The sequence below is a fragment of the Streptococcus sp. VT 162 genome, assembly GCA_000688775.2.
Taxonomy (GTDB): Bacteria; Bacillota; Bacilli; order Lactobacillales; family Streptococcaceae; genus Streptococcus.
Genome location: CP007628.2, coordinates 1,094,672 through 1,110,726, shown reverse-complemented (window position 1 = coordinate 1,110,726; position 16,055 = coordinate 1,094,672). Strand labels below are relative to the sequence as shown.

15 protein-coding genes and 1 other annotated feature are annotated in these 16,055 nt (G+C 41.5%); all 15 genes read left to right on the top strand.

Annotation, left to right across the window (positions count from 1 at the left end):
- Positions 1–14: 14 nt before the first annotated feature.
- The 15 genes from V470_05455 to V470_10645 all read left to right on the top strand — a co-directional run bounded on the left by V470_05455 (position 15) and on the right by V470_10645 (position 16,020).
- Positions 15–956, top strand: coding sequence for a foldase (locus tag V470_05455; protein AHZ47870.1), 942 nt, complete (start codon positions 15–17; stop codon positions 954–956).
- A 187-nt stretch (positions 957–1,143) separates the two neighbouring features.
- Positions 1,144–2,367, top strand: a complete 1,224-nt coding sequence (locus V470_05450) for a cell division protein FtsW (GenBank protein AHZ47869.1) — start codon at positions 1,144–1,146, stop codon at positions 2,365–2,367.
- 23 nt (positions 2,368–2,390) lie between these two features.
- Entirely contained in the window at positions 2,391–5,087 is a 2,697-nt protein-coding gene (locus V470_05445; GenBank protein AHZ47868.1) for a phosphoenolpyruvate carboxylase, read from the top strand.
- Positions 5,088–5,183: 96 nt separating this feature from the next.
- Positions 5,184–5,399 (top strand) — a sequence feature (T-box leader).
- 118 nt (positions 5,400–5,517) lie between these two features.
- Entirely contained in the window at positions 5,518–6,513 is a 996-nt protein-coding gene (locus V470_05440) for a peptide ABC transporter substrate-binding protein (GenBank protein ID AHZ47867.1), read from the top strand.
- 65 nt (positions 6,514–6,578) lie between these two features.
- Positions 6,579–7,445: a branched-chain amino acid ABC transporter permease gene (locus V470_05435; GenBank protein ID AHZ47866.1), complete on the top strand. Its 867-nt coding sequence runs from the start codon at positions 6,579–6,581 to the stop codon at positions 7,443–7,445.
- Positions 7,442–8,200, top strand: coding sequence for a phosphonate ABC transporter ATP-binding protein (locus V470_05430; protein AHZ47865.1), 759 nt, complete (start codon positions 7,442–7,444; stop codon positions 8,198–8,200). Before V470_05435 ends, V470_05430 begins: the two co-directional genes overlap by 4 nt.
- A 196-nt stretch (positions 8,201–8,396) precedes the next feature.
- Positions 8,397–10,157, top strand: coding sequence for a DNA primase (locus V470_05425; GenBank protein AHZ47864.1), 1,761 nt, complete (start codon positions 8,397–8,399; stop codon positions 10,155–10,157).
- 2 nt (positions 10,158–10,159) lie between these two features.
- The gene (locus V470_05420) at positions 10,160–11,269 is read left to right on the top strand and encodes an RNA polymerase sigma factor RpoD (protein ID AHZ47863.1); all 1,110 of its coding nucleotides are present in this window, start codon (positions 10,160–10,162) and stop codon (positions 11,267–11,269) included.
- 14 nt (positions 11,270–11,283) lie between these two features.
- The gene (locus V470_05415; protein AHZ47862.1) at positions 11,284–11,613 is read left to right on the top strand and encodes an aromatic ring hydroxylase; all 330 of its coding nucleotides are present in this window, start codon (positions 11,284–11,286) and stop codon (positions 11,611–11,613) included.
- Between the two features lie 103 nt (positions 11,614–11,716).
- The gene (locus V470_05410; protein AHZ47861.2) at positions 11,717–12,769 is read left to right on the top strand and encodes a glycosyltransferase; all 1,053 of its coding nucleotides are present in this window, start codon (positions 11,717–11,719) and stop codon (positions 12,767–12,769) included.
- An 8-nt stretch (positions 12,770–12,777) separates the two neighbouring features.
- Entirely contained in the window at positions 12,778–14,103 is a 1,326-nt protein-coding gene (locus V470_05405) for a 1,2-diacylglycerol 3-glucosyltransferase (protein ID AHZ47860.1), read from the top strand.
- Between the two features lie 32 nt (positions 14,104–14,135).
- A complete protein-coding gene (locus V470_05400; protein ID AHZ47859.2) occupies positions 14,136–14,312 on the top strand; it encodes a PspC family transcriptional regulator in 177 nt (58 codons plus the stop codon).
- Between the two features lie 29 nt (positions 14,313–14,341).
- The gene (locus V470_05395; protein ID AHZ47858.1) at positions 14,342–14,476 is read left to right on the top strand and encodes a membrane protein; all 135 of its coding nucleotides are present in this window, start codon (positions 14,342–14,344) and stop codon (positions 14,474–14,476) included.
- A gap of 71 nt (positions 14,477–14,547) precedes the next feature.
- Entirely contained in the window at positions 14,548–15,858 is a 1,311-nt protein-coding gene (obgE, locus tag V470_05390) for a GTPase CgtA (protein AHZ47857.2), read from the top strand.
- 9 nt (positions 15,859–15,867) lie between these two features.
- Positions 15,868–16,020, top strand: a complete 153-nt coding sequence (locus V470_10645; protein ID AJZ74453.1) for a UDP-N-acetylglucosamine 1-carboxyvinyltransferase — start codon at positions 15,868–15,870, stop codon at positions 16,018–16,020.
- Positions 16,021–16,055: the final 35 nt, after the last annotated feature.

Below are 16,055 nucleotides of genomic sequence, written 5' to 3'. Positions count from 1 at the left end.
TAAAAGGAGTAAAAATGAAGAAAAAACTTATGGCAGGAGCCATCACACTTTTATCAGTAGCAACACTTGCAGCTTGTTCAAACAGTTCTGAAGGAAAAGATTTGATCAGCATGAAGGGCGATGTGATTACAGAGCATCAATTCTTTGAAGAAGTAAAGAACAATCCAACTGCACAACAAGTCTTGCTCAATATGACCATCCAAAAAGTATTTGAACAACAATATGGATCAGAGGTAACGGATAAAGATGTGGATGATGCCGTTGCTGAAGAACAAAAGAAATACGGCGATAGCTACAACAGCGTGCTTCAACGTGCAGGTATGACACCTGAGACTCGTAAAGCTCAAATCCGCACTAGCAAATTGGTTGAATTGGCAGTTAAGAAGGCTGCTGAGAGTGAGTTGACAGACGAAGCTTACCAAAAAGCTTTTGAGTCTTACACACCAGATGTAACAGCTCAAATCATCCGTTTGGATAATGAAGACAAGGCAAAAGAAGTACTTGAGAAAGCTAAAGCAGAAGGTGCAGATTTTGCTCAGTTGGCAAAAGACAACTCTAACGACGACAAAACAAAAGAAAATGGTGGAGAAATCACTTTTGACTCTGCTTCTACAGAACTTCCAGAACAAGTCAAGAAAGCAGCCTTTGCCTTGGATGTGAACGGGGTTTCTGATGTGATTACAGCTACTGGAACACAAGCCTACAGCAGTCAGTTCTACATCATCAAAGTAACGAAGAAAACAGAAAAATCTTCTAATATAGAGGATTACAAAGAAAAATTGAAGACCATCATCTTGACTCAGAAACAAAATGATTCAGCCTTTGTTCAAGGAGTAATTGGTAAAGAATTGCAAGCAGCAAACATCAAGGTTAAAGACCAAGCCTTCCAAAACATCTTCACCCAATACATCGGTGGTGGTGACTCAAGTTCAAGCAGCAGCTCTTCATCTAACTAAGAAAGCAAAAAACAAATCTCAAAAGAGATTTGTTTTTTTATACCTGATCCTAGAAAATGAGTAAAATTCGAAGGATTAAAGGATAAGAGTTTTTTTCTTTCTGAAAAAGTGGTATAATAGCAATCAAAACTAGAAAATAAAACGGAATTGGGAACAGAAGCGTCTGTTCCTATTAGAGTGGTGAAATATGAAAATTAGTAAAAGGCACCTACTAAACTATTCCATTTTGATTCCTTACTTCCTTTTATCGATTTTGGGGCTGATTGTAGTGTACTCAACAACGAGTGCAACCTTGATCGAAGAAGGAAAAAGTGCCTTTCAATTGGTGCGTAACCAGGGGATCTTCTGGATAGCTAGTTTGATTCTGATTGCCTTAATCTATAAATTAAAATTAGGTTTCCTAAGAAATGGACGTCTTATTTTTATCGTAATGATTGTGGAGATGGTTCTTTTAGCTCTGGCGCGACTGGTCGGAACACCTGTCAATGGAGCATACGGATGGATCTCTGTAGGACCTGTAACGATTCAGCCTGCGGAATACCTTAAGATTATCATCATCTGGTACCTGGCACATCGATTTTCAAAACAACAAGATGAGATTGCGGTTTATGACTTCCAGGTTTTGACACAGAATCAGTGGCTACCTCGAGCTTTTAATGACTGGCGTTTTGTTCTGCTGGTTCTGATTGGTAGCCTGGGAATTTTCCCAGACTTGGGAAATGCGACCATCTTGGTCTTGGTGGCGCTCATCATGTATACGGTTAGTGGAATCGCCTATCGTTGGTTCTCGACCATTCTGGCTCTCTTGGCAGGGAGCTCAATGTTAGTCTTGTCTGTCATTCGCTTTGTTGGGGTTGAAAAGTTCTCTCAAATTCCTGTATTTGGTTACGTTGCTAAACGTTTTAGTGCCTTCTTTAATCCCTTTAATGATTTGGCGGGGGCAGGACACCAGCTCGCAAATTCCTACTATGCCATGGTAAATGGAGGCTGGTTCGGACTGGGACTGGGAAATTCTATCGAGAAGCGTGGTTATCTGCCAGAAGCCCATACGGATTTCGTCTTTTCAATCGTTATAGAGGAGTTTGGATTCGTTGGAGCCAGTATGATTTTGGCTCTACTCTTCTTCTTGATTTTGCGAATCATCTTGGTTGGTATTCGAGCAAAGGATCCTTTTAACTCCATGGTTGCTATTGGTGTCGGAGGGATGATCCTTGTTCAGGTCTTTGTCAATATCGGTGGGATTTCAGGGTTGATTCCTTCTACAGGGGTAACCTTCCCCTTCCTTTCACAAGGTGGGAACAGTCTACTGGTATTATCCGTAGCCATCGCGCTTGTACTGAACATTGATGCCAGTGAAAAACGTGCCAAGCTTATCAGAGAATACGAGAATCAAACCGATGAAAGTCTGTAAGGATTGTATGGAAAGGAAAGTATATGTCTCTTCAAAAATTAGAAAACTATAGTAATAAAGCAGTCGTCCAAGAAGAAGTCTTGATTCTGACTGAGCTATTAGAAGATATCACAAAAAATATGCTGGCGCCAGAAACCTTTGAAAAGATTATCCAGTTGAAGGAATTATCAACTAGCGAGAATTATCAAGGGCTCAATGACCTAGTGACCAGTCTTTCGAATGAAGAAATGATTTACATTTCACGCTATTTCTCTATCCTTCCACTTTTGATTAATATCTCTGAGGATGTGGATTTGGCCTATGAAATCAATCACCAAAACAATGTGGACCAAGACTATCTAGGAAAACTATCTACAACGATTAAGATGGTAGCTGAAAAAGAAAATGCAGCCGAAATTTTAGAAAAGTTAAATGTCGTTCCTGTCTTGACCGCTCATCCAACGCAAGTACAACGCAAGAGTATGCTGGACTTGACCAACCATATCCATACGCTTTTGCGCAAGTACCGTGATGTCAAACTCGGTTTGATTAATAAAGAAAAATGGCACACGGATCTCCGTCGTTATATTGAAATTATCATGCAAACGGACATGATTCGTGAGAAAAAATTGAAAGTAACCAACGAAATCACCAACGTGATGGAGTATTACCAAAGTTCTTTCCTGAATGCTGTTCCACGTTTGACAGCTGAGTATAAAAAAATGGCAAAAGAACAAGGTATCGATCTCCAACATCCAAAACCGATTACCATGGGGATGTGGATCGGAGGAGACCGTGATGGAAATCCTTTTGTAACAGCGGAAACTCTCAATAAATCAGCCTTGACTCAGTGTGAAGTCATCATGAACTACTATGATGAAAAGATTTATAATCTTTATCGTGAATTTTCACTGTCAACCAGCATCGTGAATGTCAGCGACAAGGTTCGTGAGATGGCGCTGAAGTCACAAGATAACTCCATTTACCGTGAAAAAGAACTCTATCGTCGTGCTCTTTTTGACATTCAAGCTAAGATGCAGGCAACTAAGGCTTATCTCATTGAAGACAAGGAACTTCAGCCTAGATATGCCACTGCAGATGAATTTTATCAAGATTTGTTGGCCATTCGGGACTCTCTCCTTGAAAACAAAGGGGAATACCTGATTTCTGGAGAATTTGTCGAGTTGATGCAAGCTGTCGAAATCTTTGGCTTCTACCTTGCCTCTATTGACATGCGCCAGGATTCTAGCGTTCACGAAGCCTGTGTGGCTGAATTGTTAGCATCCGCAGGAATCAACGACCACTATAGCGATCTGTCTGAAGACGAAAAATGTGCCCTCCTCTTAAAAGAGTTGGAAGAAGATCCTCGTATCCTCTCAGCGACTCATGCTGAAAAGTCAGAACTGCTTGAAAAAGAACTCTCTATCTTTAAAACTGCGCGCAAGTTGAAGGATAAACTGGGTGAAAATGTTATTCGTCAAACCATCATTTCTCATGCAACCAGTGTATCCGATATGTTAGAGCTAGCCATTATGCTTAAGGAAGTCGGCTTGGTGGATGCCCAAAAAGCCCGCGTTCAGATTGTTCCTCTCTTTGAAACGATTGAAGATTTGGATCACTCAGAAGAAACCATGAGAAGATATTTCTCTCTTCCTTTGGCTAAAAAATGGATTGCTTCAAAAGACAACTACCAAGAAATCATGCTTGGCTATTCTGATAGTAACAAGGACGGAGGATACCTGTCATCATGTTGGACTCTCTATAAAGCGCAACAACAACTGACTGCTATTGGAGATGAATTTGGCGTTAAGGTCACTTTCTTCCACGGTCGTGGTGGTACTGTGGGTCGTGGTGGTGGACCAACTTATGAAGCTATCACATCTCAACCACTCAAGTCTATCAAGGACCGTATCCGTCTGACTGAGCAGGGAGAAGTCATTGGAAACAAATACGGTAACAAAGACGCTGCTTATTACAACCTTGAAATGTTGGTTTCTGCAGCCATTAACCGTATGATTACCAAGAAGAAGAGTGATACCAATACGTCAAATCGTTACGAAGCTATTATGGACCAAGTAGTGGATCGTAGTTATGATATCTATCGTGACTTGGTCTTTGGAAATGAACATTTCTATGACTATTTCTTTGAATCAAGCCCAATCAAGGCTATTTCAAGTTTCAATATCGGTTCGCGTCCAGCAGCTCGTAAGACCATCACAGAAATCGGTGGTTTGCGCGCTATCCCTTGGGTCTTCTCATGGTCACAAAGTCGTGTCATGTTCCCTGGATGGTATGGTGTAGGATCAAGCTTTAAAGAGTTTATTGATCAAGATCCGAAGAATATCGAGTTTCTTCGAGATATGTACCAAAACTGGCCTTTCTTCCAATCTTTGCTTTCCAATGTAGACATGGTCTTGTCCAAGTCTAACATGAACATTGCTTTTGAATATGCCAAACTCTGTGAAGATGAAGAAGTGCAAGCTATCTACTACACTATTTTAGATGAATGGCAGTTGACCAAGGATGTTATTTTAGCTATCGAAGGTTATGATGAACTCTTAGCAGAAAACTCTTACCTAAAAGACAGCCTAAACTATCGTATGCCTTACTTTAATATCCTTAACTACATCCAGTTGGAGTTGATTAAACGTCAACGTCGCGGCGAATTGTCGGCAGACGAAGAAAAACTGATCCATACAACTATCAACGGAATTGCAACCGGTTTGCGTAATTCAGGCTGATATTCTACAAACTTCCTCTTTTTTCAAGGGGAAGTTTTTGAATTGTTTAAAAAATTCTAAAAATAGCCTTGACAAGTAGTTGAAAAATGATATAATTTAAACATTCAGAAAGTAATCATTGAAGTTTTTTAGAGAGTCTGTGGTTGGTGAAAGCAGATAGATGAAATTGATGAAATTGGGCTGAATGTACTTTAGAATTTGAAATCATAAAAATTCGGTGAGCACACCTTACAGTGCAACTCGTTATTGCGAGAAAGAGCGATAGGGATATTCCCTATAATTGAGGTGGCACCGCGCATCGACGTCCTCACACAAGTTTTTTGTGTGAGGACTTTTTCTATGGGGAGGAAAGATATTGGAATTTAAACGATGGCATCGCTTGATGATGTGATTTAAAAAGTTAAGGTAAAAGAATTAAGGAGAAAGAAAAATGAAAAATAAACGTTTGATTGGAATTGTCGCTGGATTAGCAGTATTGGTAGTGGCTAGCTTGATTTATTCATCTATGAACAAGCCTGCAGCTAAGGAAGAGCAAAAGGTCGCTAAGGTTGGTGTCCTTCAATTTGTTAGTCACCCATCCTTGGACTTAATTTACCAAGGGATTCAAGATGGACTAGCTGAAGAAGGCTATAAGGATGGCCAGGTAAAAATCGACTTTATGAACTCTGAAGGAGATCAGAGCAAGGTTGCAACCATGAGTAAACAATTGGTGGCAAATGGAAACGATGTAGTTGTTGGGATTGCAACACCAGCAGCTCAAGGACTCGCTAGTGCTACAAAAGACCTACCTGTTATCATGGCTGCTATTACAGATCCAATCGGTGCTAACTTGGTCAAAGATTTGAAAAAACCAGGTGGAAACATCACGGGGGTATCAGACCACAACCCAGCTGAACAACAAGTAGAGTTGATTAAAACCCTGACACCAAATGTCAAAACAATCGGCGCTCTCTACTCAAGCAGCGAAGATAACTCAAAAACACAGGTAGAAGAATTCAAGGCTTATGCTGAAAAAGCAGGTTTGACAGTCGAAACATTTGCCGTTCCTTCAACAAATGAAATTGCTTCAACAGTCAATGTTATGACAAGCAAGGTCGATGCAATTTGGGTTCCAATTGACAACACCATCGCATCAGCCTTCTCAACAGTTGTTTCAAGCAACCAAACAGCTAAAAAGCCAATCTACCCAAGTGCCACTGCCATGGTAGAAGCAGGTGGATTAGCATCTGTAGTAGTTGACCAACACGATCTTGGAGTGGCTACTGGTAAAATGATTGCCAAAGTATTGAAAGGTGAAAAACCAGCTGATACGCCAGTTAATGTCTTTTCAACTGGTAAGTCAGTGATTAACAAAAAACTAGCGCAGGAACTTGGTATCGCCATTCCTGAGTCCGTTCTAAAAGAAGCAGGACAAGTGATTGAATAAAGATAAAGGAGGAGCTGGGCACATCTCCTCCCATTTTTACTAAAGAAAGAAATGAGTGAAAGATTATGATAGTATCCATTATTTCTCAGGGGATGGTCTGGGCGATTTTAGGTTTGGGAATCTTTATGACTTTTCGAATTTTGAATTTCCCTGATATGACTACTGAAGGTTCTTTTCCTCTTGGGGGAGCAGTAGCTGTAACCTTGATAACACAGGGAGTTAACCCATTTTTAGCAACATTAGCCGCAGTAGGAGCGGGCTGTCTAGCTGGAATGGCGACAGGTCTCTTATATACCAAAGGAAAAATCCCAACCCTCTTATCAGGGATTCTGGTCATGACTTCTTGCCATTCCATCATGCTGATGATTATGGGACGTGCCAATCTGGGGCTTCTTGGAACTAAGCAAATCCAGGATGTCTTACCTTTTGATTCAGACCTTAACCAACTCCTGACTGGATTAATCTTTGTAGCTCTTGTTATTGGCCTTATGCTCTTTTTCCTAGATACCAAACTAGGTCAGGCCTACATCGCTACAGGTGACAATCCCGATATGTCTCGTAGCTTTGGTATCAATACAGGACGAATGGAACTTATGGGCTTGGTTCTCTCAAATGGGATTATCGCGCTTGCAGGAGCCTTAATTGCTCAACAAGAAGGATACGCGGATGTTTCTCGAGGAATTGGCGTGATTGTCGTAGGGCTTGCTAGCTTGATTATTGGTGAGGTTTTGTTCAAGAGTTTGACCTTGGCAGAGCGACTCATGACCATCGTTGTAGGGTCTATTGCTTATCAGTTCCTCGTCTGGGGAGTGATTGCTCTTGGGTTTAATACAAGTTATCTTCGTTTGTACAGCGCCTTGATTTTGGCAGTTTGTCTTATGATTCCAACCTTCAAAAGCAAATACCTGAAAGGAGTCAAGTTTAGCAAATGACAGCAATTGTAGAATTAAAAAATGCTACCAAAGTCATTACGAATGGCTTTGACGAGGAAAAAATCATTCTAAATGATGTTTCTCTTGAAATTTTCGAACATGATTTCATTACCATCCTAGGTGGAAATGGAGCTGGAAAGTCAACTCTTTTTAACACCATTGCAGGTACCCTACCTTTAACAAGTGGAAGTATCCGTATCATGGGCGAGGACGTGACGCATTTTTCACCTGAAAAGAGGGCTAAGTACTTGTCTCGTGTCTTTCAGGATCCTAAAATGGGTACGGCTCCTCGTATGACGGTGGCGGAAAATCTCTTGATTGCCAAGTTTCGTGGTGAGAAGAGAGGACTCCTTCCTAGAAGACTTTCAAGCCATCGGGAAGAGTTTCAGACAACTATTGAAAAAGTGGGAAATGGTCTTGAGAAACATCTGGACACTTCGATTGAGTTTCTATCAGGCGGTCAACGCCAGGCCTTGAGTCTCTTGATGGCAACCTTGAAGCGGCCAGAGTTGCTCTTGTTGGATGAACACACAGCGGCTCTTGACCCAAAGACCAGTGTTGCCTTGATGGAATTAACAGATGACTTTGTCAGCAAGGATCATCTAACAGCCTTGATGATTACCCACCATATGGAGGATGCGTTGAAGTATGGAAATCGTCTGATTGTCATGAAGGAAGGTCGTATCATCCAAGACCTCAATAAAGAAGAAAAAGCTCAGATGAAAATTTCAGACTACTATCAATTATTTGAATAGATGAGTGAAGTAATCATCAAAAAATAGTGAAAATTAACTCAGAAACATGGAAGTGTTTCTGAGTTTTTTATCCCCTCTTTCTATATAGAAGAATAAGGCAAAGAGAATTACGGAAAGCGTATGAAATGGTTTACTTTTTTTCAGAAATAAGCTATACTAGTTTACGTGAAACTATGATAAAATGGAGGTATTGTGTATGGTTGACAAGCAAGTCATTGAAGAAATCAAAAACAATGCCAACATTGTGGAAGTCATAGGTGATGTGATTTCTTTACAAAAGGCTGGACGGAACTATTTAGGGCTCTGTCCTTTTCATGGTGAAAAGACCCCCTCTTTCAACGTTGTGGAAGACAAGCAGTTTTATCACTGTTTTGGATGTGGGCGTTCAGGAGATGTTTTTAAGTTCATCGAAGAATACCAACGCGTGTCCTTCATGGAAGCCGTTCAGCTCTTAGGAGAGCGCGTCGGTATTCAACTGGCTATGCCTGTACAGTCTCGTCCTCAACAGGCTTCCCCTTATCAAGCTCTATATGATATGCATGAAGAAGCGGCCCGCTTTTACCATGCCATCCTCATGACGACCAAGATGGGAGAAGAAGCAAGGGCTTATCTCTACAAACGCGGATTGACAGACGATGTTCTGAAGCACTTCCAGATTGGACTGGCTCCAGCAGAGAGAACTTATCTCTATCAACGTTTGGCTGACAAGTTTGAGGAAAAGGATTTATTGGATTCGGGCTTGTTTTATCTGTCAGATGGTAATCAATTTTATGATACTTTTTTTGGACGGATCATCTTTCCTTTGACCAATGACAAGGGGCAGGTTATTGCATTTTCAGGTCGTATCTGGCAAGAAACGGATAGTCAGACTGCCAAATATAAAAATAGTCGCTCGACTGCAATTTTTAACAAGAGTTACGAATTGTATCATTTGGACAAGGCAAAAAAGGGAACAGGTAAGATTACAGAACTCTATCTGATGGAAGGCTTCATGGATGTGATCGCAGCCTACCGTGCTGGTATAGAAAATGCTGTAGCTTCCATGGGAACAGCCTTAAGCAAGGAGCATGTTGATCACCTCAAACGCTTTACCAAAAAAATTGTTCTCAGCTATGATGGCGACAAGGCAGGGCAGGCAGCAACAGCCAAGGCACTAGAGGAGTTAAAAGACTTTTCAGTGGAGGTTGTTCGAGTACCTGATGCCATGGACCCAGATGAGTATTTGCAAAAGAATTCTGCTGAAGACCTGGCTTACCTTTTAACCAAGACTCGGATCAGTCCTATAGAGTTCTATATTCACCAGCTCAAGCCGGAAAATAGTGATAACTTGCAGGCGCAAATTGAGTTCATTGAAAAGATTGCGCCCCTAATCGCCAAAGAAAAGTCTATCACTGCCCAGAATTCTTATATCCACATTCTAGCAGATAATCTCCCTTCCTTTGATTACCAGCAGGTGGAACAGATTGTAAATGAAAGTCGGATTGTTCAGAGGCAGGAAAGAGTCAAAGAGGAGCAACCTCCAGCAGCGATTAGTATACCTGTAACGCGACAATTGACAGCAGTCATGAGAGCAGAGGCTCATCTCCTTTATAGGATGGCTGAGAACCCAGTTGTGTTAAATGACTACCGATTAAGAGAAGATTTTTTCTTTGATACCCCAGAATTTCAGATTCTTTACGAATTATTAAGTGAGCAGGGAGAAATCGGCTCAGAGGAGCTTTCTCATCAGACGCCTGAGGTTGAAAATGCCTGGTACCACGTGCTTAGCTTGGATTTGCCAGCTGAGATGTCGCCTCAAGAGCTAGCGGAGGTCGAAGCGACTCGAAACCGTGCCCTCCTTAGCAAGGATAACTTAAGAATTAAAAAGAAAGTGCAGGAAGCTAGTCATGTAGGAGATACAGACACAGCCTTGGAAGAATTGCAACGATTGATTTCCCAAAAGAGAAGAATGGAGTAATAATGGCAACAAAACAAAAAGAAGTAACCACATTTGATGTGCAAGTAGCAGACTTTATCCGTAACCACAAAAAAACAGGAACAGCAACAGATGATGAAATCAATTCAAGTCTGGTTATTCCTTTCACCCTCGATGCAGACGGCATTGAAGACCTTTTGCAACGGATCCAGGATGCTGGAATTTCTATCACAGATAATGAAGGAAATCCAAGTGCGCGTGTGCTTAGTGCAGAAGAAGAACCAGAACTCAGTGATGAGGACTTGATTGGCTCAACTTCTGCCAAGGTTAATGACCCTGTCCGTATGTATTTGAAGGAAATCGGGGTCGTTCCTCTCTTGACCAACGAAGAGGAAAAAGAATTGGCCCTAGCAGTTGAGGCTGGTGATATCGAAGCCAAACAACGTCTTGCAGAAGCCAACCTTCGTTTGGTGGTTTCTATTGCTAAGCGCTACGTAGGACGTGGTATGCAATTTCTTGACTTGATCCAAGAAGGAAACATGGGCTTGATGAAGGCTGTTGACAAGTTTGACTATTCAAAAGGATTTAAGTTTTCTACGTATGCAACTTGGTGGATTCGTCAGGCAATCACTCGTGCCATTGCTGACCAGGCCCGCACTATTCGTATCCCTGTCCACATGGTTGAAACCATTAACAAGCTTGTCCGAGAACAGCGTAACCTCCTTCAAGAATTGGGTCAAGATCCGACACCTGAACAAATCGCTGAGCGTATGGATATGACACCTGACAAGGTCCGTGAAATCCTAAAAATCGCCCAAGAACCTGTATCGCTTGAAACACCGATTGGTGAAGAGGACGATAGCCATCTTGGGGACTTTATCGAAGACGAAGTGATTGAAAATCCAGTAGACTACACAACTCGTATCGTTTTGCGTGAGCAGTTGGATGAGGTTTTGGATACTCTTACAGACCGTGAAGAAAACGTCTTGCGCTTGCGCTTCGGTTTGGACGATGGGAAAATGCGTACTCTTGAAGATGTTGGTAAAGTCTTTAACGTGACTCGTGAGCGTATCCGTCAGATCGAGGCCAAGGCTTTGAGAAAATTGCGCCAACCAAGTCGCAGCAAACCCCTTCGTGATTTTATTGAAGACTAAGAGTGAGGAATAACATGGCTTATACAGAAGAGCAAATTGAAACGATCAAAACACGCATTTTAAATGCTTTGGAAGAAGTCATCGACCCTGAGTTGGGGATTGATATTGTCAACCTAGGTTTGATTTATGAAATTCGTTTTGATGGTGAAACAGGTCACACTGAAATTGATATGACCTTGACAACTATGGGCTGCCCATTGGCTGACCTTTTGACAGACCAGATACACGATGCGATGACAGATGTGCCTGAGGTAACTAATACCGAGGTCAAATTGGTCTGGTATCCAGCTTGGACAGTTGAAAAAATGAGCCGATACGCGCGTATCGCCCTAGGAATTAAATAAAGACTAAAAAAATTAGAGAGACGATTGGAAAATAAGGTAATTTTATCCTTTTTCCAATCGTCTCTTCTTTCTTTTGCTGATTTTCTGGAAATAAAATGGTATAATGGAAGGTATGGAAAACGAAAAATTGCGTATTAATATGCTGAGTTCAAGTGAAAAAGTAGCTGGTCAAGGAGTGTCAGGAGCTTATCGAGAATTGGTTAGTCTCCTTCACCGTGATGCCAAAGACCAGTTGATTGTTACAGAGAATCTCCCTGTAGAAGCGGATATAACTCATTTTCACACCATTGATTTCCCTTATTATTTATCTACTTTTCAAAAGAAACGCTCTGGGAGAAAAATTGGCTATGTGCATTTTTTGCCTGATACGCTTGAGGGGAGTTTGAAGATTCCATTTTTCCTAAAAGGAATTGTCAAACGCTATGTTTTTTCCTTTTACAACCGAATGGAACACTTGGTGGTGGTCAATCCCATGTTTATCGAGGATTTGGTGGCTGCTGGTATTCCGCGTGAAAAAGTAACTTATATTCCAAACTTTGTAAACAAAGAAAAATGGCATCCATTACCAGCTGAACAAGTTGCTCAACTCCGGAAGGAAATGGATCTCGCGGAAGATCAGTTTGTCGTAATCGGTGCGGGTCAGGTTCAGAAACGTAAAGGAATTGATGATTTTATCCGTCTTGCTGAGGAATTGCCAGAAATTACCTTTATCTGGGCAGGTGGTTTTTCATTTGGTGGGATGACAGATGGTTATGAACGCTACAAGAAGATAATGGACAATCCACCCAAAAATCTTATTTTCCCTGGAATTGTGTCACCGGAACGGATGCGGGAACTTTACGCTATGGCGGATCTATTCTTGCTACCAAGTTACAATGAATTATTCCCTATGACTATCTTAGAGGCCGCTAGTTGCGAGGCTCCTATTATGTTAAGAGATTTGGATCTGTATAAGGTTATTCTTGATGGGAATTATCGTGCTACAAGTGATGTTTCCGAGATGAGAGAAGCAATCCTAGAATACAAGAATGACCCTGAAGCCTTAAAGGACTTGAAAGAAAAAGCTCGTGAGATCTCCAAAGAGTACTCTGAGGAGCATTTGTTGGAAATCTGGTTAAAATTTTATCGAGAACAGGCTGCTTTGGGCAAAAAGTGAGGTAATTTATGCGAATTGGTTTATTTACAGATACCTATTTCCCTCAGGTTTCCGGGGTCGCGACTAGTATTCGGACTTTGAAAACTGAGCTTGAGAAGCAGGGGCATGCAGTTTTTATCTTTACAACAACTGATAAAGATGTGAATCGATACGAGGATTGGCAAATTATTCGCATTCCAAGTGTCCCTTTCTTTGCATTTAAGGATCGACGATTTGCCTACCGAGGTTTTACAAAGGCGCTTGAAATTGCCAAGCAGTATCAACTCGATATCATTCATACCCAGACAGAATTTTCTCTTGGTTTGTTAGGGATTTGGATTGCGAGAGAATTGAAAATTCCAGTTATTCATACCTACCATACCCAGTATGAAGACTATGTGCATTACATTGCTAAGGGCATGCTAATTCGTCCGAGTATGGTAAAATATTTGGTGCGAGGCTTTCTTCATGATGTAGATGGCGTAATTTGCCCTAGTGAGATTGTTCGTGACCTTTTATCGAAATACAAAGTTAAGGTTGAAAAGCGTGTCATCCCAACTGGAATTGAGCTGGCTAAGTTTGAACGACCTGAGATCAAAGAGGAAAACTTGCAAGAACTTCGTTCGAAGTTAGGTATTCAGGAAGGCGAGAAAATGCTACTGAGCCTTTCTCGTATCTCCTTTGAAAAGAATATCCAAGCAGTCTTAGCTGCCTTTGCGCAGGTTTTGAAAGAAGAAGACAAGGTGAAGTTAGTTGTTGCTGGAGACGGACCTTATCTGGACAGTCTGAAAGAACAAGCAGGGAAATTAAACATACAAAAACATGTGATTTTTACAGGTATGATTGCTCCAAGTGAGACAGCCTTGTACTATAAAGCAGCTGATTTCTTTATTTCAGCATCTACGAGTGAAACTCAGGGTTTAACCTATCTAGAAAGTCTAGCCAGTGGAACGCCTGTTATCGCTCATGGCAATCCCTATCTTGAAAATCTGATCAATGATAAAATGTTTGGGACCCTCTACTATGGAGAACGAGAGCTTGCAGGAGCTATCCTTGAAGCATTGATTGCTACTCCTGATATGTCTGAACAAAAGTTGGCGGATAAGTTGTACGAGATTTCGGCTGAAAATTTTGGGAAACGAGTTCATGAGTTTTACCTTGATGCCATTATCTCAAATAACTTTGAACATGAGCTACATGATGGACAACCTGTCACTCAGCGCTTCTTAAAAACGATTCTCTATCTACCTCAACAGGCTGTAACAAGCCCAGTAAAAGAATCCAAGCGTATTTTAAGAGCGTCTCGAAAACAATTGTCTAGCATCAGAGATTATTGGAGAGACGAATTCAAATAATAGAATAAGAGGAAGAAAAAATGAAAAAATTAATGAGAAGCGGAAAAGATCAAAAAATTGGTGGAGTATGCGCAGGAGTTGCTCATTATTTTGATATTGATCCAACAATTGTTCGTGTCATTTGGGCTGTTCTTGCATTTTGTTATGGGACAGGAGTCCTTGCTTATATCATTTTATGGTTGATTGCACCAGTTTCAACAGAATATTAAATTAGAATTATATAGAAAAAGGAGAAGTTATGGCTTTTGGAGATAACGGAAAACGTAAAAAAACATTGTTTGAAAAGGTGACACTTGTTGTCGTGCTCATCATGTTGTTTGTAACCCTTGCTGGTATCTTTGCAACTGCGCTTGGAGCTTTTAGTAGATTCTAAGCAAGCTACGGGGATAGAAACAATAACTAATGACTGGGTTCTCCCCAGCCTTTTTAAAGTGAGAAGAAAATATGAGTATGTTTTTAGATACAGCCAAGATTAAGGTCAAGGCTGGTAATGGTGGCGATGGCATGGTTGCCTTTCGCCGTGAAAAGTATGTCCCTAATGGCGGTCCTTGGGGTGGTGATGGTGGACGTGGAGGAAACGTTGTTTTCGTGGTAGACGAAGGCTTACGTACCTTGATGGATTTCCGCTATAACCGTCATTTCAAGGCTGATTCTGGTGAAAAAGGGATGACCAAAGGAATGCACGGACGTGGTGCAGAAGATCTTCGTGTTCGCGTACCACAGGGGACTACTGTACGTGATGCGGAAACAGGAAAAGTCATTACAGACTTGATTGAACATGGTCAAGAGTTTATCGTGGCTCATGGTGGTCGAGGTGGTCGTGGAAATATCCGTTTTGCCACTCCAAAAAATCCTGCACCTGAAATCTCTGAGAATGGAGAACCAGGACAAGAACGCGAGTTGCAACTGGAATTGAAAATCTTAGCGGATGTTGGCTTGGTCGGTTTCCCATCTGTTGGAAAATCAACTTTGCTTAGTGTCATCACTTCAGCTAAGCCCAAAATCGGTGCTTACCACTTTACGACGATTGTCCCAAATTTGGGTATGGTTCGTACACAGTCAGGTGAATCTTTTGCAGTAGCAGACCTTCCAGGTTTGATTGAAGGGGCCAGTCAAGGGGTTGGTCTTGGAACCCAGTTTCTTCGTCATATCGAACGCACTCGAGTTATCCTCCATGTCATCGATATGTCAGCTAGTGAAGGACGTGATCCTTATGAGGACTACCTTGCTATCAATAAGGAATTAGAATCCTATAACCTTCGTCTCATGGAACGTCCGCAGATCATCGTGGCTAACAAGATGGATATGCCTGAAAGTCAGGAAAATCTTAAAACTTTCAAGGAAAAGTTGGCAGCAAACTACGACGAGTTTGAGGAACTTCCAGCCATCTTCCCAATTTCTGGGTTGACCAAGCAAGGGTTGGCGACTCTTTTAGACGCGACAGCTGAATTGTTAGACAAGACTCCAGAATTCCCGATTTATGATGAATCAGATATGGAAGAAGAGGCTTACTATGGCTTTGACGAGGAAGAAAAAGCCTTTGAGATTAGTCGTGATGATGATGCGACATGGGTACTTTCTGGTGAAAAACTAATGAAACTCTTTAACATGACCAACTTTGACCGTGACGAATCGGTCATGAAGTTTGCCCGTCAGCTTCGTGGTATGGGGGTTGACGAAGCCCTTCGTGCACGTGGCGCCAAAGATGGCGACTTGGTCCGCATCGGTAAATTTGAGTTTGAATTTGTAGACTAGGAGATTGATATGGGAGATAAACCGATATCATTCCGAGATGCAGATGGCAATTTTGTTTCTGCAGCAGATGTGTGGAATGAAAAGAAACTAGAAGAATTGTTTAATCGTCTCAATCCTAAACGTGCTCTTCGATTGGCGCGTACAAAGAAAGAAGAAACATAGTCAAAGAAATAAAAAATTCCCGTGACTTTTTAATC